Source organism: Catellatospora sp. NPDC049609, from assembly GCF_040675365.1.
Classification (GTDB): Bacteria; Actinomycetota; Actinomycetes; order Mycobacteriales; family Micromonosporaceae; genus Catellatospora.
On sequence record NZ_JBFAOU010000146.1, the window covers coordinates 1 to 20,810 of the forward strand.

At 75.4% G+C, this 20,810-nt stretch carries 11 protein-coding genes; 10 read left to right on the top strand and 1 reads right to left on the bottom strand.

Translation table 11 applies throughout. The annotated features are described in order from the left end of the window. Positions 1-99: 99 nt before the first annotated feature. Both AB0J67_RS30045 and AB0J67_RS30050 read left to right on the top strand, forming a co-directional pair. Positions 100-3,234, top strand: coding sequence for an AMP-binding protein (locus AB0J67_RS30045; protein ID WP_363487104.1), 3,135 nt, complete (start codon positions 100-102; stop codon positions 3,232-3,234). Continuing rightward, positions 3,231-6,167, top strand: coding sequence for an amino acid adenylation domain-containing protein (locus tag AB0J67_RS30050; protein WP_363487106.1), 2,937 nt, complete (start codon positions 3,231-3,233; stop codon positions 6,165-6,167). The genes AB0J67_RS30045 and AB0J67_RS30050 overlap by 4 nt, the downstream gene beginning before the upstream one ends. A 73-nt stretch (positions 6,168-6,240) precedes the next feature. On the opposite strand, the gene AB0J67_RS30055 is transcribed toward AB0J67_RS30050, so the two are convergent. Continuing rightward, positions 6,241-6,912 carry a hypothetical protein gene (locus AB0J67_RS30055; RefSeq protein ID WP_363487108.1) on the bottom strand — a complete coding sequence of 224 codons (672 nt, stop codon included), beginning with the start codon at positions 6,910-6,912 and terminating at the stop codon, positions 6,241-6,243. A 261-nt stretch (positions 6,913-7,173) separates the two neighbouring features. Between AB0J67_RS30055 and AB0J67_RS30060 the strand changes: the two genes are divergently transcribed. The 8 genes from AB0J67_RS30060 (at position 7,174) to AB0J67_RS30095 (ending at position 20,720) form a co-directional block, all read left to right on the top strand. Continuing rightward, positions 7,174-8,565, top strand: coding sequence for a collagen-binding domain-containing protein (locus tag AB0J67_RS30060; protein WP_363487110.1), 1,392 nt, complete (start codon positions 7,174-7,176; stop codon positions 8,563-8,565). Between the two features lie 144 nt (positions 8,566-8,709). Then, positions 8,710-10,092 carry a serine hydrolase gene (locus AB0J67_RS30065; RefSeq protein WP_363487112.1) on the top strand — a complete coding sequence of 461 codons (1,383 nt, stop codon included), beginning with the start codon at positions 8,710-8,712 and terminating at the stop codon, positions 10,090-10,092. Between the two features lie 116 nt (positions 10,093-10,208). Further along, positions 10,209-11,792, top strand: coding sequence for an ABC transporter substrate-binding protein (locus tag AB0J67_RS30070; RefSeq protein ID WP_363487114.1), 1,584 nt, complete (start codon positions 10,209-10,211; stop codon positions 11,790-11,792). A 302-nt stretch (positions 11,793-12,094) separates the two neighbouring features. Then, the gene (locus AB0J67_RS30075; RefSeq protein ID WP_363487116.1) at positions 12,095-13,087 is read left to right on the top strand and encodes an ABC transporter permease; all 993 of its coding nucleotides are present in this window, start codon (positions 12,095-12,097) and stop codon (positions 13,085-13,087) included. A gap of 3 nt (positions 13,088-13,090) precedes the next feature. Further along, the gene (locus AB0J67_RS30080) at positions 13,091-14,983 is read left to right on the top strand and encodes a dipeptide/oligopeptide/nickel ABC transporter permease/ATP-binding protein (protein WP_363487118.1); all 1,893 of its coding nucleotides are present in this window, start codon (positions 13,091-13,093) and stop codon (positions 14,981-14,983) included. Continuing rightward, on the top strand, positions 14,980-16,017 hold the full coding sequence (locus tag AB0J67_RS30085; protein WP_363487120.1) for an ABC transporter ATP-binding protein: 1,038 nt from the start codon (positions 14,980-14,982) through the stop codon (positions 16,015-16,017). Before AB0J67_RS30080 ends, AB0J67_RS30085 begins: the two co-directional genes overlap by 4 nt. A 78-nt stretch (positions 16,018-16,095) precedes the next feature. Beyond that, positions 16,096-19,449 (top strand): serine hydrolase, encoded by a 3,354-nt coding sequence (locus AB0J67_RS30090; RefSeq protein WP_363487122.1) that lies wholly within the window; start codon positions 16,096-16,098, stop codon positions 19,447-19,449. Further along, positions 19,446-20,720 carry a M20 family metallopeptidase gene (locus AB0J67_RS30095; protein ID WP_363487124.1) on the top strand — a complete coding sequence of 425 codons (1,275 nt, stop codon included), beginning with the start codon at positions 19,446-19,448 and terminating at the stop codon, positions 20,718-20,720. Before AB0J67_RS30090 ends, AB0J67_RS30095 begins: the two co-directional genes overlap by 4 nt. The last annotated feature ends 90 nt before the right edge of the window (positions 20,721-20,810 follow it).

Genomic DNA, 20,810 nt, shown 5'->3' on the forward strand with positions numbered 1-20,810 from the left:
AGGTCCTGCCCGCCTACGACAGCGGCGACCACATCCACCCCAACGACACCGGCGCACAGGCACTGGCCGCGGCCGTCCCGCTGTGGCTGCTCTGATCGCATGACGCCCCGCACCCTCCCGGACCTGCTGGCCGCCCTCGCCGCGGCGCGACCCGAACATGTGGCGCTGCGGCCGGCGACCGGCCCCGCCGAGGGTGCGGGGCTCACCGCCCGCGACTGGCACGCGCGAGCCGTCTCGGCCGGGCACGGCCTGCTCGGCAAGGGCGTCGCGCCCGGCGACCGGGTCGCGCTGGTGTACGACGGGGACCGCTGGCTCGACTACGCGGTCGCGTACGCGGCGGTCACCGGGATCGGCGCGGTCGCGGTGCCGGTCGGCGCGAAGCTGCCCGCGGCGCGCGTCGCCGAACTGCTGGCGCACAGCGGCGCGGCGGCCGTGGTCGGCGGGGGCGGCTGGGCACTGTCCGAGCTGGACAGCGGTGCCGACGCGCCACTGCCCGCCGTCGAGCCCGGCCGCCCGGCGCAGATCGTCTACACCTCGGGCACCACCGGCACCCCCAAGGGCGTAACCGCGAGCCATGCCAGCCTGACCTTCGGGCTGGACCCGGCCCGGCCGCCGCTGGCCCACTCGCGCCACGCGCTGCACGCGTTCCCGCTGGGCACCAACGCCGCGCAGACCATGCTGGTCACCGCCCTGGTCGCCCGGCCCACCATGGTCGTGCTGCCCGCCTTCGACCCGCGGGCGTACGCCGACACCGCGCGCACGCTACGCGCGGGCACCCTGTTCCTGGTGCCCGCGATGGCGAGCGCGCTGCTGGAGGCGGGTGTCCTCGACGGGCTCGACGACGTGCAGCTCGTCTCGTGCACCGCCGCCGCGCTGCCGCCCGCGCTGGGCCGGGCGCTCGCCGGGGCGCTGCCCGAGGCGGTCGTCGTCAACAACTACACCTCCACCGAGGCCGCCCCGGCGTACACCAGCATGGTCTTCGATCCCGACCGGCCCGACTCGGTGGGACGGCCCGAGGGCGGGGCGGACCTGCGCATCCTCACCGGTGACGGCGCGCTCGCCGGGCCGGGCGAGGTCGGCGAGGTGTGGCTGTACGCGGGCGACGCGGCCCGCGCCTACCACGGCGACGCGGCGGCGAGCGCGGCCGTGTTCCGCGACGGCTGGGTGCGCATGGGCGACCTCGGCCGCCGCGACGCCGACGGCTACCTCTACCTCGTCGACCGGGAGTCCGATCTGGTCAACGCCGGGGCGCACCGGGTGTCCACGCTGCGCGTCGAGGCCGCCCTGCACGAGCACCCGCAGGTGGTCGCCGCCGCGGTGCTGGGCCTGCCGCACCCCGTGATGGGCGCGACGGTGGCCGCCGCGGTGGTGCTGCGCGACCCGTCCGCGCTGGCCGGGCTGCGGCCGTTCCTCGCCGACCGGCTGGCCGCGTACGAGCTGCCCACCCGGCTGATCACAGTGGACGACCTGCCCCGCAACGACGGCGGCAAGGTGGTCAAGGGAGCGCTGCGGGCGCTGTTCGAGCAGGCCCCGGCCCGGGTCGCGCCGCGCGCCGGGGCGGAGACCGCGCTGGCCGCGCTGTGGCGGGAGGCGCTGCGGGTGCCCGAGGTCGGCGCGGGCGACGACTTCTTCGCCCTCGGCGGCGACTCGATGCGGGCCACCCGCCTGGCCGCCGCCGCGTCGGAGCGCTTCGGCACCGCGGTCCCGGTGTCGCTGATCTTCGAAGCCCCCGTGCTCGCCGCGCAGGCCGCCCGCATCGCGGCCGCCGCCGAACCGGCCGCAGCTGACCTGGCCGCAGCTGACCTGGCCGCCGTCGACCTCGCTGCGGCCGGCCTCGCCGCAACCGACTTCGCTCCGACCGACCTCGCCACAGCCGACCTCGCCACAGCCGACCTCGCCACGGCCGCCGACCTCCCCGGCACCGGGCGGGCCGACGCCGAGCGCGGGGACGCGGTGCCGTTGAGTTCGACGCAGGAGAGCATGCTCGCCTGGATGTGGGCCACGGGCGAGCCGCGCGACGTGGGGCCGATCAGCGTCGGCATCCGGGTGCGCGACGAGCTGGATCCCGAGCTGCTGGAACGGGCGCTGGCCGAGGTGGTCCGGCGGCACGAGGCACTGCGGACGGTGTTCGACCGGGACTCCTCCGGCACGGACCGGGCGCGGGTGCTGGCCGACTGCCCGCCCGTGGTGACGGCGGAGCCGGCACGCGATCTCGACCACGCGGGCGAGCTGTGCCGCGCGGACCGGGAACTGCGGTTCGACACGACCCGGGGCCCGCTGGTGCGGGCGATGGTGGCGAGCCTCGCCCCCGACGACCACGTGCTCGGGCTGGCCGTGCACCACCTGGTCTGCGACGGCGCCTCGATGGGCGTGCTGCTGCGCGAGCTGGGCCTGGCGTACGCGGCGCTGCGCGGCGGGCACCCGCTGCCGCCGCCCCCGCCGGTGACGGCGCTGCGGGACTTCGTCGCACACGCCCGTGCGCAGTGGCCGCGCACGCTGCCGCACTGGCGGCGGGTGCTCGACGGGGCACCGGCCGGCCTGGTGCCGTTCCGGGGCCGGCAGGTCGCGACCCGGCTGCGCAGCGCGCAGCGGCAGGTGCCGCTGCCCGCCGGGCTCGGCGACGGGCTGCGCCGGGCCGCGGCCGCGCACGGGGCGACGCCGTTCATGCTGATCGCGGCGTGCTGGGCGGCGGCACTGGCCGAACGCACCGGCACGCACGACATCGTGCTCATGTCGCCCGTGCCCGGCCGCACCCGGCCCGGCAGCGAGACGCTGGTCGGCTGCCTGAGCCAGTCGCTGCTGCTGCGCGTCGACACCTCCGGCGAGCCGGGCCCGGCCGGGCTGCTCGCTCGCACCCGGGGCGTGGTGCTGGACGCGCTGGACCACCAGCACCACCCGTTCGTCGAGTTCTACCTGCGGCACCCCGGAGCCGCGTGGCTGCGGGTGGAGAGCTGGGGCGGCCAGGCGCACCTGCCGGGGCTGGAGTCGGAGGCGTTCGACCTGCCCCGGGCGCTGGACGCGGACTGGCCCACCCCCGGCGGCGAGCCCGACCTCCAGGCACCGGAACTCGCCGTCGTCGAGCAGCCCGACGGCGCGCTCGTCGCGCACCTGCTCTTCAACCATCACGCGTTCGCGCCGTCCACGGTGGACGAGCTCGCCGGGCGGGTCGCCGCGCTGCTGGGCGACGCCGTACGCGAGCTCGCCCCCGCCACACCGCAGGAGGAGCATCGATGAGCACCGCCACCCCCGCCCAGCACGGCATGTGGCTGACCGAGCACCTGGGCCTGGCCGGTACGGCGTACCACATGCCGCTGCCCGTGTGGCTGGACGGCCCGCTGGACGTCGCCCGGCTCGCCGGGGCGTGCGCGGCGGTGGTGGCCCGCCACCCGGTGCTGGGCACGGCGTTCGCCGAGGTCGACGGCGAGCTGCGGCCGGTGCCCGCGGCGTCGGCGCCCACGCTGGTGGTGTGCGACGCCCCGGGGGACCGCACGGCGTTCCTGCGGGAGCGGACGCTCGCGCCGTTCGACCTGGCGGCGGGTCCGCTGGTCCGGATCGAGCTGCTGCCCGCCGGGCCGGGGCGGCACCTGCTGCTGATCGTCGCGCACCACCTGGTGTTCGACGGGGAGTCCAAGGAGATCCTGCTCGCCGACCTGGCCGCCGAGTACTCCGGAGTGGACCTGCCTCCGCTCGGGGACGCCGCGCCGCCGGTGCATCCGGTGCAGGCGGCGGTGGCCCACTGGTCGGCGGCGTACGTCCCCGCGGCCGAGCCCGGTCTGCCCGGCCTGCGCGGGCGCACCGGCGCGGCCGCGAGTCCCGGGGTCGTGGTGCCGCTGGACCTCGCCGCCGAGCCGGTGCGGGCCACCGCGCGGGCGCTCGCCGCGACCGTGTTCGAGGTGGTGCTGGCCGGGCTGCTCACCCTGCTGGACCGGTACGGCGATCCGTCGCCCGTGGTCGGCGTCGACCTCGGCACGCGCGCGGTGTCCGAGCACGACCGGATCGGGCTGTACGTCAACGAGCTGCCGATCGGTGTGCCCGGCACGTCCGCCGGCGACGGGGTGACGGCGCGGCAGCGGGTCGCCGAGGTGCGGCGGCGGCTGCGGGAGACGTACCCGGTGCGCGCGGTGCCGCTGTCGCGGGCCGTGTCCGGGCTGTCGCCACGGGCCGCGCTCACCCCGGTGTCGATCAGCTACCGCCGCCGCGCCCGGCCGGAGCCGGTCTTCGCCGGGCTCACCGCGCGGGTGGAGTGGACCGCGCACCACCACGCCGCTCGCAACGCCCTGCACGTGCAGGTGCTCGACGACCCGGCGGCGCGGGAGCTGCCGGTGCTGCTGCACCTCGACCCCGCGCGGCTCGACCCCGCCGACGCCGCGCGGCTCGGCGGGCACCTGCGCGCGCTGCTCGCCGGGTTCGCGGCCGACCCGGACGCACCCCTGCACCGGCTCGACCTGCTCGGCCCGGACGAGCGGCGGCTGCTGACCGCCTGGAACGACACCGCCCGCCCGATCCCCGGGCCGCGGACCCTGCACGAGCTGGTGGGCGCGACCATCACCGCGCGGCCGGACGCCGTGGCCGTGGTCGCCGCCGACAGTGCGATGACGTACGCGCAGCTCGACGCGGAGGCGGACGCGGTCGCGCGGGCGCTCGCCGCGCGCGGCGTGGGCCCGGGGGACCTGGTCGCGGTGTGCCTGCCGCGCACCTCGCGCCTGATCCCGGCGCTGCTCGGCGTGCTGCGCACCGGTGCGGCGTACCTGCCGCTGGACCCCGAGCACCCGCCCGCGCGCCGCGCCGAGCTGCTCGCCGACGCCCGGCCGGCCGTGCTGCTGGTGCCGGACGGCGAGGGGGCGACGGTGCCGACCGACGTCACCGGGTTCTACGGGGTGGCCATGCCCGGTCGGCTTGCGCCGGGTCTGGCGTACGTGATCTACACGTCGGGCTCGACCGGGCGGCCGAAGGGCGTGCTGGTCGAGCACCGGGGGGTCGTGAACCTGCTGCACGCGCTGGGCGAGGTGCTGCCGACCGGGCCGGGCGACGCGTGGCTCGCGGTGGCGTCGGCCGCGTTCGACATGTCGGTGCCGGAGCTGTGGCTGCCGCTGGCCACCGGCGGGACCGTGGTGCTGGCCACCCGGGAGCAGGCACTCGACGGCGAGCTGCTGCTCAAGCTGCTGCGCACCACCGGCGTCACGCACGCCCACCTCACCCCGTCGACGTGGCGGCGGCTGCTCGACGCGGGCTTCGACGAGCCGGACGTGGTGGCGGTCGCCGGGGCCGAAGCGCTGCCCGAGCCGGTCGCCGCACTGCTGCGGGCGCGGGCGAAGCGGCTGGTCAACCTGTACGGCCCGACCGAGACCACGGTCTGGTCCACCTGCGCCGACCTGACCGGCGACGGACCCGTCACCATCGGTCGCCCGCTGGCCAACACGACCGCGTACGTGCTGGACGCGGCGCTGCGGCCGGTGCCGCCGGGCGTGCTCGGCGAGCTGTGCCTGGGCGGTGCCGGGGTGGCCCGCGGCTACCTGAACCGGCCGGAGCTGACCGCCTCGCGGTTCGTGGACACGCCCCTGGGACGCCTCTACCGCACCGGCGACCGGGTGCGGCAGGCGGCGGACGGTTCGCTGGAGTTCCACGGACGCAGCGACGACCAGGTGAAACTGCGCGGGTACCGGGTCGAGCCGGGGGAGGTCGAAGCGCACCTGCGGGCGGCGGAGTCCGTCGTGGACGCGGCGGTCACCGTGTCGCCGTCCGGCGAGGAGCTGGTGGCGTACGTCGTCGGCACGCCCGACGCGGCCCGGCTGCGCGAGCACCTGGCCGCCGCGCTGCCCGCGCACCTGGTGCCGTCGTCGTTCACGCTGGTCGAGCAGCTGCCGCGCAACGCCAACGGCAAGCTCGACCGGGCCGCGCTGGCCGCCCTGACCGGCACGCCGCTCACCCCGCAGGCGCAGGAGCGGCCGTACACGGGCCTGGCGCTGCAGGTGTACGAGATCTGGCGGGAGGTGCTCGGCCACGGCGAGATCGGGCCGGACGACGACCTGTTCGACCTCGGCGGGCACTCGCTCACCGTCACGAAGATCGCCGCCCGGATGCGCCGCCGCCTCGACGTGGACCTGCCGCTGCACGTCTTCTTCGACACCCCGACCATCAACGGCGTCGTCGCGGCCGCGGCCCGCTGACGCCGACCGGGAGCTCCGTGCGCGCCGCGGCGACAGCGTGCACGGAGCTCCGATCACCGGAAGAGCCGCCGCGTCACGGGGTGTACGGCGTGTCGGTGTGGGAGAGCTCGGTGAGGGTGGTGCCGCTGACGCCGTACACGGCGGTGCGCCGGACGCTGACTGCGGCCGAGCCGGCGTCGTCGGGGCGGGTCAGGTAGACCACGGTCAGCTTGTGGCCGGCGATGCTGACCGACTCGATCGGGTCGCGGTCGTCGAGCACGAAGTGGACGGTGCACTGTGCCCGGTCGCCCGGCTTGACGCAGAGCATGACGCCCCACCAGCGGCCGGTGGTGTCGACGAGGCTGCTCATGATGGTGCCGACGGTGACCTTACCGATCTTCCCGCCCAGGTCACCGGTGGTGCACGCCTCCTGCACGGCCAGCACCAGGCCGTCCTCGCCGCCGAAGATGCCCTCGGTCAGGGGCGCGCCGTCCGCGCCGAAGGCGCCGTAGGGGTCGATGCTGCCGCGTACCATCGCGTCCTTGACCTGGGCGCAGGTCGGGACCTTGTTGACCGGCGCCTGGGGGATCGGTGACGCGGCGGCCGGCGAGGCGGCGGCCGACGGCGGCGCGGCGGACGGGCTGAGCTCGGTGACCGCGCTCGGCGCGGCGGACGGCGTGCCGGAGTCCTTGCACGCGGCCAGCGGGCCGGCGAGGGCGGCCACCGCGACCAGCGCGAGCGCGGTGCGGCGGAGGCGGTGCGGCATGTGAGGTTCCTTCGTGACGGTGGTACGGCCGGGGCCACTGCACGATAGGGGCGACCGGGCCGGCGCGAAGTCGCGTGAACGACAGTGTGATCAGTTTGCGCAGCCGTTCGCCGCTATACGGACGGATGATGACAATTCGCCCACACGGCCCATGGCCCGCCTATACGGTCAGGCATGGCATCGCCCCGGGGGGTGGACTGCCGCATCAGCAGCTTCGGAGCGGGCGAATCGCCGCTCCGGCAGGGACCGGATAGGACGAAGATGCGAAAAGCAGGTCGTGGCCTCGTCGCCACCTCAGCCACCGTCGGCACGGCGGCCCTCCTGGCGTCCGCGCTGGTCGGTGCGACCAGCCCGGCGAGCGCCGCGAGCCCGGCCCGGCCGACCGCGGCGGCGCTGGGCTTCCACGTGTTCGCCGAGTCGTCGGTGTCGCTGTACGGCACCGGGATCGAGGGTCCGGTGGCGATGGGCGGCGACCTCACGCTCGAGGGACCCTTCACCATCGCCTCGCGCACGCCCGGCACGTTCCGGGTGGACGGCGACGCGCAGCCGAGCGCCCTGGTGGTGGGCGACGAGATCGACTTCGAGGACAGTGCGCCGGAAGGCGTGCTGCAGGTGCTGAACAGCGGGTACGCCAAGGTCGAGGACCTGCGCGGCGCGGACGTGCGCAATGACGACGACGACATGCTGCCGACCGTGCCGACCCGGATCGTCCGGGCGGGCGCCACCTACGAGAGCAGCCCGCGCGTCGAGCTGACCACGCAGCAGCCGATCGCCTCGGTCGGGCCGGTGGACGTGATCGACTTCGGGGCGGCGTTCGCCGACTTCCGCGCGTCGGCACGGGCTCTGGCCCGGTGCGCGGGCAACGTCGTGCTCCGCGACGCGCAGGGGCGCGCGCTGCCCGCCGACATCCCGCCCGGGGCCACCGCCTACCTCACCCTGACCCCGGGCACCACCAATGTGCTCCGCCTGTCCGCCGGGCAGCTGGACAACATCGCGACGCTGGTCTACCGCAACGCGCCGAGCGCGACGGCGCCGCTGCTCATCGATGTGGACACCGCCGACGTGGACGACGTCTTCGACTGGACGGTGCCGGAGCAGTCCGGCGTCTCCAGCGCCCAGGCGCCGTTCATCCTGTGGAACTTCGCCACCGCCGAGATCATCACCCAGCGCGGCCGCTCGCACACGCTGGTCGGCACGCTGTTCGCCCCGGACGCCTCGCTGAGCGACGACAGCCGGGCCGCCAACGAGGGCCAGCTCATCCTCCGCGAGCTGTTCATGGGCGACGCCGACTCCGGCGGCGGCGACGGCGGCGAGGTGCGGTACTTCCCGTTCGACGCCGAGCTGAACTGCGGCAGCCTGACGCCGAGCCCGTCCGCGTCGGCGAGCGGCAGCACCGCACCGAGCCCGTCGGCGTCGCCGAGCGGCAGCGCCTCGCCCGACCCCTCGGCCTCGCCGAGCGCCGGCCCGGAGCCGCGGCCGTCCGTGTCGCCCAGCCGTAGCCACGGACCCCGCCCGTCGGTGTCGCCCAGCCGCAGTCATGAACCGCGGCCGTCCGTGTCACCCAGCCGTAGCCACGGACCCCGCCCGTCGGTGTCGCCGAGCGCGTCGCCCAGCCGCAGCCCGTACAGCGGCCCCCGGCCGCCTCGCCCGTGACCGGTAACCGTCGGGAAGGGCACCTTCCGCTACGCCAGGCGTGGCGAAGGTGCCCTTCTCTGCTGTCGGCGGGAACAGCGGCGGGGGTGGGGGTTCGTCGGCGCGGACGAACGGCGTGAGCTGGGACGAACCTAGGGTGTGGCCATGTCGAAGCTGAGTGGGATCGATGAGTGGCTGCAGCGGCGCCTGCCCGAGCTGCTGGCCGAGCACGGGGTGCCCGGCGCGGCGGTGGCCGTGTCCGCCGGGGGCGAGGTCGTCGAGCACGCCGCCGGGGTGCTGAGCAAGGCGACCGGGGTCGAGGCGACGGTGGACTCGGTGTTCCAGATCGGGTCGATCACCAAGGTCTGGACGGTGACGCTGCTGATGCAGCTCGCCGACGAGGGCCTGCTCGACGTGGACGCGCCGGTGCGGCGCTACCTGCCGGAGTTCACGCTGGCCGACGACGGCGCGGCGGCCGCGATCACGGTGCGGCAGCTGATGTGCCACACGGCCGGGTTCGAGGGCGACATCTTCACCGACACCGGCCGCGGCGACGACTGCGTCGAGAAGTACGTCGCCACGCTCGGCGGCGTCGCGCAGCTGTTCGCGCCCGGCGAGCTGTTCTCCTACAACAACGCCGGGTACTGCGTGCTCGGCCGGATCGTCGAGGTGCTGCGCGGCAAGCCGTACGACGAGTGCATGCGCGAGCACCTGTTCACCCCGCTCGGGCTGACGCACGCGGCGAACGGGCCGTACGAGGCGATCCTGTTCCGGGCCGCCGTCGGGCACGTGCAGCCGGGGCCCGACGCCGAGCCGGTGCCCGCGCCGGTGTGGGCGCTGGCCCGCTCCAACGCGCCCGCCGGGTCGATGCTCGCGATGAACCCCCGCAGCCTGCTCGCCTTCGCCCGGATGCACGTGCAGGGCGGCCGCGCGGCCGACGGCACGGTGGTGCTCAGCGAGGGCAGCGTCGCCGCGATGCGGCAGCGCCAGGTCGACGTGCCCTGCGCCGGGTTGATGGGCGACGCCTGGGGCCTGGGCTGGGAGCTGTTCGACTGGGCGGGCGGCCCGGTGATCGGGCACGACGGCGGCACCATCGGGCAGTCCGCGTTCCTGCGCGTGGTGCCCGGGGCCGACGTGGCGGTCGCGCTGCTGACCAACGGCGGCAACCCGTTCGGGCCGTACCGCGAGATCATCCCGCACGTGCTGCGGGAGCTGGCCGGGGTCGAGGTGCCCGCGCTGCCCGTGCCGCCGGCCGAGCCGCGCCCGGTCGACGCCTCCCGGTACGTCGGCACGTACGCCTCCGAGGTGTCCGAGCTGACCGTCAGCCAGGACGGCGACGGCCGGGTGTGGCTGGACCTGACGCCGCGCGGGCTGATGGCCGAGCTGGGCGGCCAGCCCGAGCGCAACGAGCTGGTGCACCTGCACGGCGACGTGTTCCTGCCGGTCCAGCCGCAGCTCGGCGTGCACATGCCGCAGGTGTTCGTCGGCGACGACGGTGCGGGGCGTGCCCGCTACGTCCACAGCGGACGCGCGACCCGCCGGGTCTGAACGCGGCCGTTGGGAGCGGCGTACGGAACCGCCCCCTTCGACTCGTCAGGCGGCACCAACACGGCAGCCTCCCGCACGGGCAGGCTGCGCCCCACAGACCTTCCCTCGGAGGCACCATGAGATCGATAGTCACAGTCACGGCGGCCGGGGCACTCGCGCTGACCCTGTCCGCCTGCGGCGGCGCGGAGACCCCCTCCGGCGGCCAGTCCTTCGCCGACGGCAAGACCTTCACCCTCGTGCTCGGCTCCGACCCGGGCACCCTCGACCCGCACTTCACCTCGATGTCGGTGGCGGGCCAGGTCGACCGCTTCCTCTACGACTCGCTGATCAACATCGACGAGAAGGGGCAGCTGACCGCGGGCCTGGCCGACAAATGGGAGGCCACCGCCACCACCGCCAAGTACACCCTGCGCAAGGGCATCACCTGCGCCGACGGCACCCCGCTGACGGCCGCCGACGTCGCCGCGAACATCACCTTCGTCGGCGACCCGAAGAACGCGTCCACCCGCGTCGGCGTCTACGTGCCGCCCGGGGCGACCGCGGCCGGCGACGACGCGGCGGGCACGGTCACCGTCACCTCGCCGGCGCCCGACCCGTTCCTCGACCGCAACGTGGGCAGCCTGCACATCGTCTGCAAGAAGGGCATGGCCGACCGCAACCTGCTCAAGCAGGGCGGCGACGGCACCGGCATGTTCACCCTGACCGAGGCCGTCACCGGCGACCACTACACGCTGACCCGGCGCAAGGAGTACGCGTGGGGCCCCGGCGACTGGAAGGCCGACCAGCGCGGCCTGCCGGACAAGGTGGTGCTGCGCGTCGTCGGCAACGAGACCACCACGGCCAACCTGCTGCTGTCCGGCGAGGTCAACGCGGCGCTCATCGTCGGCCCTGACCGCCAGCGGCTGCAGGCCGCCAAGCTGCACGAGCGGCCGACCGTCGCGCCGCTGGGCGAGCTGTGGTTCAACCAGAAGGCCGGCATGCCCGGGGCGGACGAGGCCGTGCGCCGCGCGCTGACCCAGGCGCTGAACCTGGACCAGCTCGGCCAGGTCGTCTCCAGCGGCACCGGCAAGCGCTCGACCGGCCTGGTCTCGCTGGGCGGGCCGTGCGGGGAGGGCAACGCGGTGAAGCTGCTGCCCGCCTTCGACGCGAACGCCGCCAAGGCGGGGCTCGACGCCGCGGGCTGGACCGCCGGGCCGGACGGCGTGCGGGTGAAGAACGGGCAGAAGCTGGCCGTGCTGTTCTACTTCCCGACCAGCGTCGGACCGGGCCTGCAGGCCGGGGCGGAGCTGCTGCAGAAGGAGTGGTCGGCGCTCGGCGTCGAGGTCACCCTCAAGGCGGTCAGCGACGCCGAGATCGGGCAGCTCGTCGTCGGCGGGCAGGGCGCGTGGCAGGCGGCGTTCGTGCCGCTGGGCGTGCCGGTGCCCACCGCGCTGGTGGCGTTCCTGTCCGGCCCCACCCCGCCGAACGGGGTCAACCTGGCCTCGGTCAACAACCCGGAGTACACGGCTGCCGCGGCGGAGGCCGCCGCGATCCCCGGCACGGCGGGCTGCCCGAAGTGGACCGCGGCGGAGGACGCGCTGTTCAAGCGGGTCGACATCGTGCCGTTCGTCGACTCGGCCATCCCGACCTTCGGCAAGGGCGCCACGTTCGAGCTGAGCCAGGGCGCGGTGACCCCGGGGTCGATCCGAATGCTCGGCTGAGCGACTCCCGTCCCCGTCCCGTCCCCGTTTTTGCATGGACGTCGGCCTATCACATCGACTTCGAGCTCCTCGGATTCGATGTGATAGGCCAACGTCGATTTCGGGGCGGGGCGGGGCGGGGCGGGGCGGGCTAGCGGGCGGGGCACGGGGCGGTGGGAGGGGGTGGGGGCGGTCCGTCGGTGGTGAGTGGTTCGAGGCGACGAGGGAAGGGGGTGGGACTTGTGCGGGCGTACCAAGACCGCTGGTCCGCGGCCCGGCAGGATCGGGGCACCGAACCCGAGGATGTGACGGAGGCCATGCCGGTGACCAGCGCTACCGCTCCCTCCGGCACGCTGGCGGGCCTGGCCGGCAACGCCTGGCTGCGCTTCGCGGCCCGCCGCCTCGGCCGGCTGCTCGTATCGGTGTGGGTGCTGCTCACCTTCGCCTTCCTGATGATCCACCTGATCCCGGGCGACCCGGTGCGCGCCGCGCTGGGCACCTCCGCACCGCGTGAGCTGGTCGAGGCCCGCCGGGAGGCGCTCGGCCTGAACGATCCGCTCTGGCAGCAGTACGCCGACTACCTGCGCGGCCTGTTCCACGGCGAGCTGGGCGCCTCGATGATCTCGGGCCTGCCGGTGTCGCAGACGATCGCCGACCGGCTGCCCGCCACCGTCGAGCTGGCGGTGCTCGCGTTCACCGTCGCGGTGCTGGTCTCGCTGCCGCTGGGGCTGCTCATGGCGGTGCTGACCCGCGGCGGCCGGCGCCGCCCGGCCGAGCTGGCGTTCACCTCGACCAGCGTGGTGCTGGCCGTGGTGCCCGAGTTCCTGGTCGCGGTCGGGCTGGTGTACGTGTTCAGCGTCGAGCTGGGCTGGGCGCCGGTGGCGATGCGCCAGGGCGCGGACTCGTACGTGCTGCCCGTGCTGTCCCTGGCGATCGGCCCGGCGGCGGTGCTGTCGCGCATCCTGCGCGTGGAGACGCTCGGGGTGCTGCAGGCGGAGTACATCCGCACCGCGCGGGCCAAGCGGCTGCCGGATCCGCGGGTGTACCTGCGCCACGCGCTGCCCAACGCGCTCACCGCCACCATCACCCTGGGCGGGCTGCTGCTCAGCACGATGGTCGCGGGGACGGTGCTGGTGGAGAACGTGTTCGCCTGGCCGGGCCTGGGCGGCACCATCGTCGGCTCGATCCTGGCCAAGGACTACCCGGTGGTGCAGGGCGTGGTGCTCGTCTACGGGCTGGGCGTGCTGCTGGTGAACCTGGCGGTCGACGTCGCGCTCGCGCTGCTCGACCCGCGTTCCACGATCAGGGAGAGCTGAGCCATGACCTGGCGGGCGAGATGGCGGGGCGTGCTGCGTACGCCGGTGGGCGCGAGCGCGGCCGCGCTGCTCGGCGCGGTGCTGCTGCTGGCGGTGCTGGCGCCGCTGCTGTGGGGTGCGCGGGCCGAGGCCGTCGACACGGCGCAGATCCTGCGCCCGGCCTCGGGCGCGCACTGGGCCGGCACCGACGCGCTGGGCCGCGACATCTTCTCCCGGGTGCTGGTGGCCACCGGCACCTCGGTGCGGCTGGCGCTGGCGGCGACCGCGCTGGCGGTGCTCGCCGGGCTGCTGCTCGGCACGGCGCCGCTGCTGCTCGGGCCCCGGTGGGGGCGCCTGGTCACCGCGACCGTGAACGTCGCGGTGGCGTTCCCGGGACTGCTGCTGGCGCTGTCGTTCGCGGTGATCTTCGGCGCGGGCGCGCGCGGCGCGGTGCTGGCCATCGGGCTCGCGGGCGCACCGGCCTTCGCCCGGCTGGTGCAGACCCTGACCGCGACGGTCGCGGGGCGCGACTTCGTCGCCGCGGCGCGTGTCGCCGGGGTGGGGCGGGTGCGCGTGCTGGTGCGCCACATCCTGCCCAACGTCGGCGAGCCGCTGGTGGTGAACGCGACCATCGGGGCGGGCGGCGCGCTGCTGGCCTTCGCGGGGCTGTCCTTCCTGGGCCTGGGCGTGCAGGCGCCGGAGTACGACTGGGGCCGCCTGCTCGGCGAGGGCCTCAACGGGATCTACCTCAACCCGGCCGCCGCGCTGGTGCCCGGCACCGCGGTGGTGCTGGCCGGGCTCGCCTTCAACCTGTTCGGTGAGGCCGTCGCCAAGGGCTTCGGGGTGCACACCGCCGCACCCCGGCGAGCCCGACGGCGCTCGCCGGAGCCGAGCGTCCCGGCCGTCGCGCCGGCGGGGTCGGACGTGCTGCTGCACGTCGAGGAGCTGCGGGTGAGCTTCCCCGGCCCGGCCGGTCCGGTCACGCCGGTGCGCGGGGTCAGCCTGTCCGTGCGGCGCGGCGAGACCGTCGGGATCGTAGGGGAGTCCGGATCGGGCAAGAGCCTGACCGCGCTCGCGGTGGCCCGGCTGATCGAGGAGCCGGGCCTGGTCGAGGCGCGGCGCCTGGACTTCCTCGGCCACGACCTGCGCGAGGCCCCGACGCGGGCCGTACGGCGGCTGCTCGGCACGTCCCTGGCGATGGTGTTCCAGGACCCGGCGACCTCCTTCAACCCGACCCGGCGCATCGGCACGCAGCTGGCCGAGGTGGCCCGCGAGCACCTCGGCGCCGATCGCCGCGCGGCGCTGGACCGGGCCGTGGACCGGCTGCGCGCCGTGCACATCCCCGCCCCGCGGCGGCGGGCCCGGCAGTTCCCGCACGAGTTCTCCGGCGGCATGCGGCAGCGCGCGATGATCGGCATGGGCCTGATGGGCAGCCCACAGCTGATCGTCGCGGACGAACCGACCACCGCGCTGGACGTGACCGTGCAGCAGCGGGTGCTGCGGCTGCTCGCCGAGCTGCGCGCCGCGCACGGGGTGGCGATCCTGCTGATCAGCCACGACATGGGCGTCATCGAGCAGGTCTGCGACCGGGTGCTGGTGATGTACGCCGGGCGCATCGTGGAGGACCTGCCCACCGCCGAGCTGCGTGACGCGGCGCGACACCCGTACACCCGGGCGCTGCTGGCCGCCGTGCCCGACCTGTCCACCGACCGCGACGAGCCGCTGCCCGTCATCCCCGGGCGGCCCGCCGACCCGGCCGCGCCGCCGCCGGGCTGCGCGTTCGCGCCGCGCTGCCCGCTCGCCGACGACCACTGCCGCAGCTCGGATCCGGCGCTGGTCGCCGACGGCGCGGGCCGCCGGGTGGCCTGCTGGCACGCCGACCGCAGCCCGGTCGGAGTCGCGAAGGGATCGGCATGAGCGAGCTCAGCTTCGAGAACGTGTCCGTGCGGTTCGGCACCGGGCGGCGGGCGCTGACCGCCGTCGACGGGGTGGACCTGACCGTCCCGTCCGGCTCGGTGGTCGGCCTGGTCGGCGAGTCCGGCTCGGGCAAGTCGTCGCTGGCCCGGGCCGCCGTCGGCCTGCACCCGGTCAGCGGCGGACGGATCCTGGTGGACGGCGCGCCGCTGGGCCGCGACGGCCGGGTCGGCGGCCGCCGGCCGCTGCAGATGGTGTTCCAGGACCCGTACTCCTCGCTCGACCCGCGGATGACGATCGGCGCGTCGATCGCCGAGACCCTGCCGCGCGACGCCGTACGCGGCTCCGCGGCGCGCCGCGACGAGGTCGCCCGGCTGCTCGGGCTGGTCGACGTCGGCGCGGAACGCGCGCACATGTACCCCGGGCAGCTGTCCGGCGGGCAGCGGCAGCGCGTCGCGCTGGCACGGGCGCTGGCCGGGCGGCCCGACGTGGTCATCGCCGACGAGATCACCTCGGCCCTGGACGTGTCCATCCAGGGCACCGTGCTGAACCTGGTACGCGACCTGCAGCGGCGGCTGCGGCTGTCGATGCTGTTCATCACGCACGACCTGGCGGTGGTGCGCTACGTCAGCGACCACATCGCGGTGATGTACCTGGGCCGCATCGTCGAGTTCGGACCGGCCGAGCAGGTGCTGCGCGATCCGCGGCACCCGTACACCCGGGAGCTGCTCGCGGCCGCCCGGCCCGGAGGTTCGGCGGCGGGTCCGACGGGCGCCTCCGCGCTGCCGGCGGTCGTCGCCGACGCCGAACCGGCGGACCCGCACCACCCGCCTACCGGGTGCCGGTTCCATCCGCGCTGCCCGGTGGGTCCGCTGGTGCACGCCGACCGCACGGTCTGCCGCGAGCGTGACCCCGCCGCCGCCGGGCACCCGCACCGGACCGCCTGCCACTTCGTGACCGTCCCGCCCGCGCCGCCGCACGACCCGGTGTGTCACGGGCTGGCCGAACCGCCCGCCGCGGCGACCGCCACCGGCTGACCGTCCACCTGCCAGCCGGGTCATGGCACGCATGACCCGCAGACCTGACATCTCGACCATCCGAGCGAGGAGAAGCCGGTGACCACACGCCAGCGCATCGACGACCTGACCACCTTCGCGGTGCCCGAGCAGCCCGCGCTGTCGCCCGACGGCGGCACGATCCTGTACGTGCTGCGTACCGCCGACGCCGCGGGCGACCGCAACGTGCACTCGATCTGGCGGGTGGGCGCGAGTGACGGAGAGGCCGTGCAGCTTACCCGCGGCCGTGGCGACGCCGCGCCGACGTGGTCGCCGGACGGCAGCCGGGTGGCGTTCCTGCGCGCCCAGGACGGACCGGCGCAGCTGTGGCTGCTGCCCGCCGCGGGCGGCGAGGCCGAGCAGCTGACCACGCTGCCGCTCGGCGCGGGCACCCCGGTGTGGAGCCCCGACGGCACCAGGCTCGCCTTCGCCGCACCCGTGGACATCACCGCCCTGCCCGGCGAGGACGACGCCGCGCGCTCGGGCCGGGCCAAGGCGCCGATCGTCACCGCGCGCGTGGACTACCAGGCCGACGGCGCGGGCCTGCTGCGCGGCGTACGCAAGCACCTGCACGTGCTCGATCTCGGCACCGGGCAGGTGCGGCAGGTGACCGAGGGCGACTGGCACGCCGGTGACCCGTCGTGGTCACCGGACGGCACCAGGCTCGCCTTCGGCGCGGCCACCGACGCCGACGCCGACGTGAACGTCCGGGTGCCGCTGCACGTCCTCGACGTCGACGCGCCCGCGGCCCTGCCGGTGCGGGTCGGACTGGCCGAGGGCGTCGCCGGGCCGGTGAGCTGGACCGCCGACGGCGAGTCGCTGCTGGTCGTCGGCACGGTGCACGGCCCGTCCGGGCACGCCGGGCTGCTGCGGCTGCCGCTGTCCGGCGGCGAGCCGGTGGACCTGGCCGCGCCGCTGGACCGCAACGTCATGGCGGGCGGCCCCGGCTACCCGGGGGCGGCGCCGCGCCTGGTCGACGGCGGCCGCACCGTGCTGTTCTGCGCCCGCGACCGCGGCTGCACCCACCTCTACGCCGTGGGCGTGGACGGCGGCGCACCCCGCCTGGTCGTCGGGGGCGCGGGCCGCGTCGTCTCCGGCCTCTCCGTCGCCGGTGACACCGCCGCGATCGCGCTGGCCACCCCGGAGTCGTACGGCGAGATCGTGGCCGTGGACCTGGCCGCGGGCACCGAGACGGTGCGCACGGCGCACGGGCCCGACCTGTCCGGGCTGTTCGCGCGGCAGGAGCGCGAGTTCACCATCTCCGACGGCACGGTGGTGCACGGCTGGCTGATCCGCGACGACGACGTCGCCGGTCCGCGCCCGCTGCTGCTCGACATCCACGGCGGCCCGCACAACGCGTGGAACGGCGCCGCCGACGCGATCCACCTCTACCACCAGGAGCTGGCCGCGCGCGGCTGGGCGGTGCTGCTGCTCAACCCGCGCGCCAGCGACGGGTACGGCGCGGACTTCTTCGACGCCGCGATCGCCGCCTGGGGCGACGGGGACGCCAGGGACTTCCTGGAGCCGCTCGACCAGCTCGTCGCCGAAGGCGTGGCCGACCCGGACCGGCTAGCGGTCACCGGCTACAGCTACGGCGGCTTCATGACCTGCTACCTGACCAGCCGCGACGGCCGGTTCGCGGCGGCGGTCGCCGGGGGCGTGGTCAGCGACCTGGACAGCATGGCCGGCACCTCCGACGCCGGGCACTTCCTCGCCGCGCACGAGCTGGGCGGGCAGCCCTGGGCCGACCCGGCCCGCTACGCCGCGATGTCGCCGTACGCCCAGGTGGACCAGGTGCGTACGCCGACGCTGGTCATCCACGGCGCCGCCGACGTGCGCTGCCCGATCGGGCAGGCCCAGCAGTGGCACGCCGCGCTGCGGGAGCGGGGCGTGCCGACCGAGCTGGTGCTCTACCCCGAGGGCGCGCACCTGTTCATCCTCGACGGCCCGCCCTCACACCGCCTCGACCTCAACCGCCGCGTGGTCGACTGGGTCGAGCGGTACGCCGGCACCGGCCACCGGACGATCGACGCCGCGCACTGGCAGCGGCGGCTGGCCGTGCTCGCCGCGCGGCACGGGGTGACCGGCGCCGCGCTGGGCATCCTGCGCGTCGGCGCCGACGGGCGGCCCGACGACCTGGCCGAGGCGGCGTACGGCGTGCTCAACGCCGACACCGGCGTGACCGCCACCACCGACAGCGTGTTCCAGATCGGCTCGATCTCGAAGGTCTGGACCGCGACCGTGGCGCAGCAGCTGGCCGAGGAGGGCCTGCTCGACCTCGACGCGCCGCTGGTCCAGGTGCTGCCCGAGCTGCGGCTGTCCGACCCGGACACGGCCAAGCAGGTCACCATGCGGCACCTGCTCACCCACACCAGCGGTATCGACGGCGACGTGTTCACCGACACCGGGCGCGGCGACGACTGCCTGGAGAAGTACACCGCGCTGCTGGCGGACGTGGCGCAGAACCACCCGCTCGGCGCGACCTGGTCCTACTGCAACTCCGGGTTCTCACTGGCCGGGTACGTCATCGAGCGGCTGACCGGCGGCACCTGGGACGCGGCGCTGCGGCAGCGGCTGTTCACGCCGCTGGGCCTGACCCGCACCGTCACCCTGCCCGAGGAGGCGCTGCTGCACCGGGCCGCCGTCGGACACGTCGACGGCCCCGACGGGCAGAGCATGCGCGCGCCGGTCTGGGGCCTGCCCCGGGCGCTGGGACCGGCGGGCCTGATCACCGCCTCCGTCGCCGACGTGCTCGGCTTCGCCCGGCTGCACCTCACCGGCGGCCTGGCTCCCGACGGCACGCGGCTGCTCAGCGAGCAGGGCGTCACCGACATGGCAGCCAAGCACGCCGACCTGCCCGACAAGCACTCCCTCGGCGACTCGTGGGGCCTGGGCTGGATCCGGTACGGCTGGGACGGGCGGCGGCTGATCGGCCACGACGGCAACACCATCGGGCAGGCGGCGTTCCTGCGCCTGCTGCCCGAGCAGGGGCTCGCCGTCACGCTGCTCACCAACGGCGGCAACTCCCGCGACCTCTACGAGGACCTCTACCGGGAGATCTTCGCCGAGCTGGCCGGGATCGCCATGCCGCGCACGCTCACCCCGCCCGCCGAGCCGGTCACCGCCGACCTGACCCCGCACGTGGGTACGTACGAGCGGGCCGGGTCGCGGCTGGAGGTGCTCGACGGCGCGGTGCTGCGGATCACCGTCACCGGCCCGCTGGCCGAGCTGACGCCGACGCCGGTGCAGGACTTCCCGATGACCGCGCTCGCCGACGACCTCTACCTGGTGCGCATGCCCGGCCAGCAGACGTACATCCCGGTGACCTTCTACGCCCTGCCCACCGGCGAGCGGTACCTGCACTTCGGCGCGCGAGCCACGCCGAGGGTCGACCCGCCTAAGGTCGACGCATGACGATCGACCAGATGACCCAGGCGCTGCCGGCCCTGCTGGCCGACATCGAGGAGCTGGTGACCTGCGAGTCCCCCTCGCAGGACCTGGCCGCGGTGGCGCGCAGCGCCGACGTCGTGGCCCGGCTCGGCGCCCGCCGCCTGGGCGCCGAGCCGGAACGGCTCGTGCTCGACGGGCGTACGCACCTGCGCTGGCGCTTCGGCACCGGCCCGGCGCGGGTGCTGCTGCTCGGCCACCACGACACCGTGTGGCCGATCGGCTCGCTGGCCACCCACCCGTTCACCGTGGCGGGCGGGGTGCTGCGCGGTCCGGGCTGCTTCGACATGAAGGCCGGCCTGGCCATGATCTTCCACGCGGTCGCGGCGCTGCCGGACCGCTCCGGGGTGACCATCCTGGTCACCGGCGACGAGGAACTCGGCTCACCCAGCTCCCGTGGCCTGATCGAGGCCGAGGCGTCCGGCTGCGCCGCGGCCCTCGTCCTCGAGGCCTCCGCCCCCGGCGGCGCCCTCAAGACCGAGCGCAAGGGTGTCTCCCTCTACCGGGTCCGTGTCACCGGCCGCGCCGCCCACGCGGGCCTCGAACCCGAACGCGGCGTCAACGCCACCATCGCCCTGGCCCGCCACGTCCTCACCGTCGCCGCCCTCGCCGACCCCGCCCAGGGCACCACCGTCACCCCCACCCTCATGTCCTCCGGCACGACCACCAACACCGTCCCCGCCGCCGGCGAGTTCGCGATCGACGTCCGCGTCCGCACCGCCGCCGAACAGTCCCGCATCCACACCGCCCTGCAGTCCCTGGAAAGGAAGGGCACCTTCTTAACGCTTTCCGTAGAGGAAGGTGCCCTTCTTAACGGGGCCGACTCCGGCGGGGTCGGTCTCGGCGGGGCGGGCTTCGGTGGGCGCGATCTCGGAGCGGCGGGCTTCGGTGGGGGTGATCTCGGTGGAGCCGAGGCGGCCGGGGTCGAGGTGGTCGGGGGGCCGAACCGGCCGCCGCTGGACGGGGCGTCGTCGGCGGGGCTCTACGCCCGGGCCGAGAAGCTCGCCGCCGAGCTGGGCCTGCCGCCGCTGACCTGCGCGGCGGTCGGCGGGGCGTCGGACGGCAACTTCACCGCGGGCGTCGGCACGCCCACCCTCGACGGCCTGGGCGCGGTCGGCGGCGGCGCACACGCCGACGACGAGCACGTCCTGGTGGAGGCGCTGCCTGGGCGTACGGCGCTGCTCGCCGCCCTGGTCGCCGACCTTCTCCCCGTCCTCCCCGTCGATCCGGCCCGCTGAGCGGGTCGGCCGCGCCGGCGCCGCCACTCGCATCGACGTTGGCCTATCTGGATGACTTCGATCACGAATTCGTCATCCAGATTGGCCAAC

Coding starts and splice junctions, on each gene's coding strand:
- AB0J67_RS30085 (WP_363487120.1), top strand. CDS start 14,980: ATGAGCGAGCTCAGCTTCGAGAACGTGTCCGTGCGGTTCGGCACCGGG.
- AB0J67_RS30070 (WP_363487114.1), top strand. CDS start 10,209: ATGAGATCGATAGTCACAGTCACGGCGGCCGGGGCACTCGCGCTGACC.
- AB0J67_RS30045 (WP_363487104.1), top strand. CDS start 100: ATGACGCCCCGCACCCTCCCGGACCTGCTGGCCGCCCTCGCCGCGGCG.
- AB0J67_RS30050 (WP_363487106.1), top strand. CDS start 3,231: ATGAGCACCGCCACCCCCGCCCAGCACGGCATGTGGCTGACCGAGCAC.
- AB0J67_RS30080 (WP_363487118.1), top strand. CDS start 13,091: ATGACCTGGCGGGCGAGATGGCGGGGCGTGCTGCGTACGCCGGTGGGC.
- AB0J67_RS30055 (WP_363487108.1), bottom strand. CDS start 6,912: ATGCCGCACCGCCTCCGCCGCACCGCGCTCGCGCTGGTCGCGGTGGCC.
- AB0J67_RS30060 (WP_363487110.1), top strand. CDS start 7,174: ATGCGAAAAGCAGGTCGTGGCCTCGTCGCCACCTCAGCCACCGTCGGC.
- AB0J67_RS30095 (WP_363487124.1), top strand. CDS start 19,446: ATGACGATCGACCAGATGACCCAGGCGCTGCCGGCCCTGCTGGCCGAC.
- AB0J67_RS30065 (WP_363487112.1), top strand. CDS start 8,710: ATGTCGAAGCTGAGTGGGATCGATGAGTGGCTGCAGCGGCGCCTGCCC.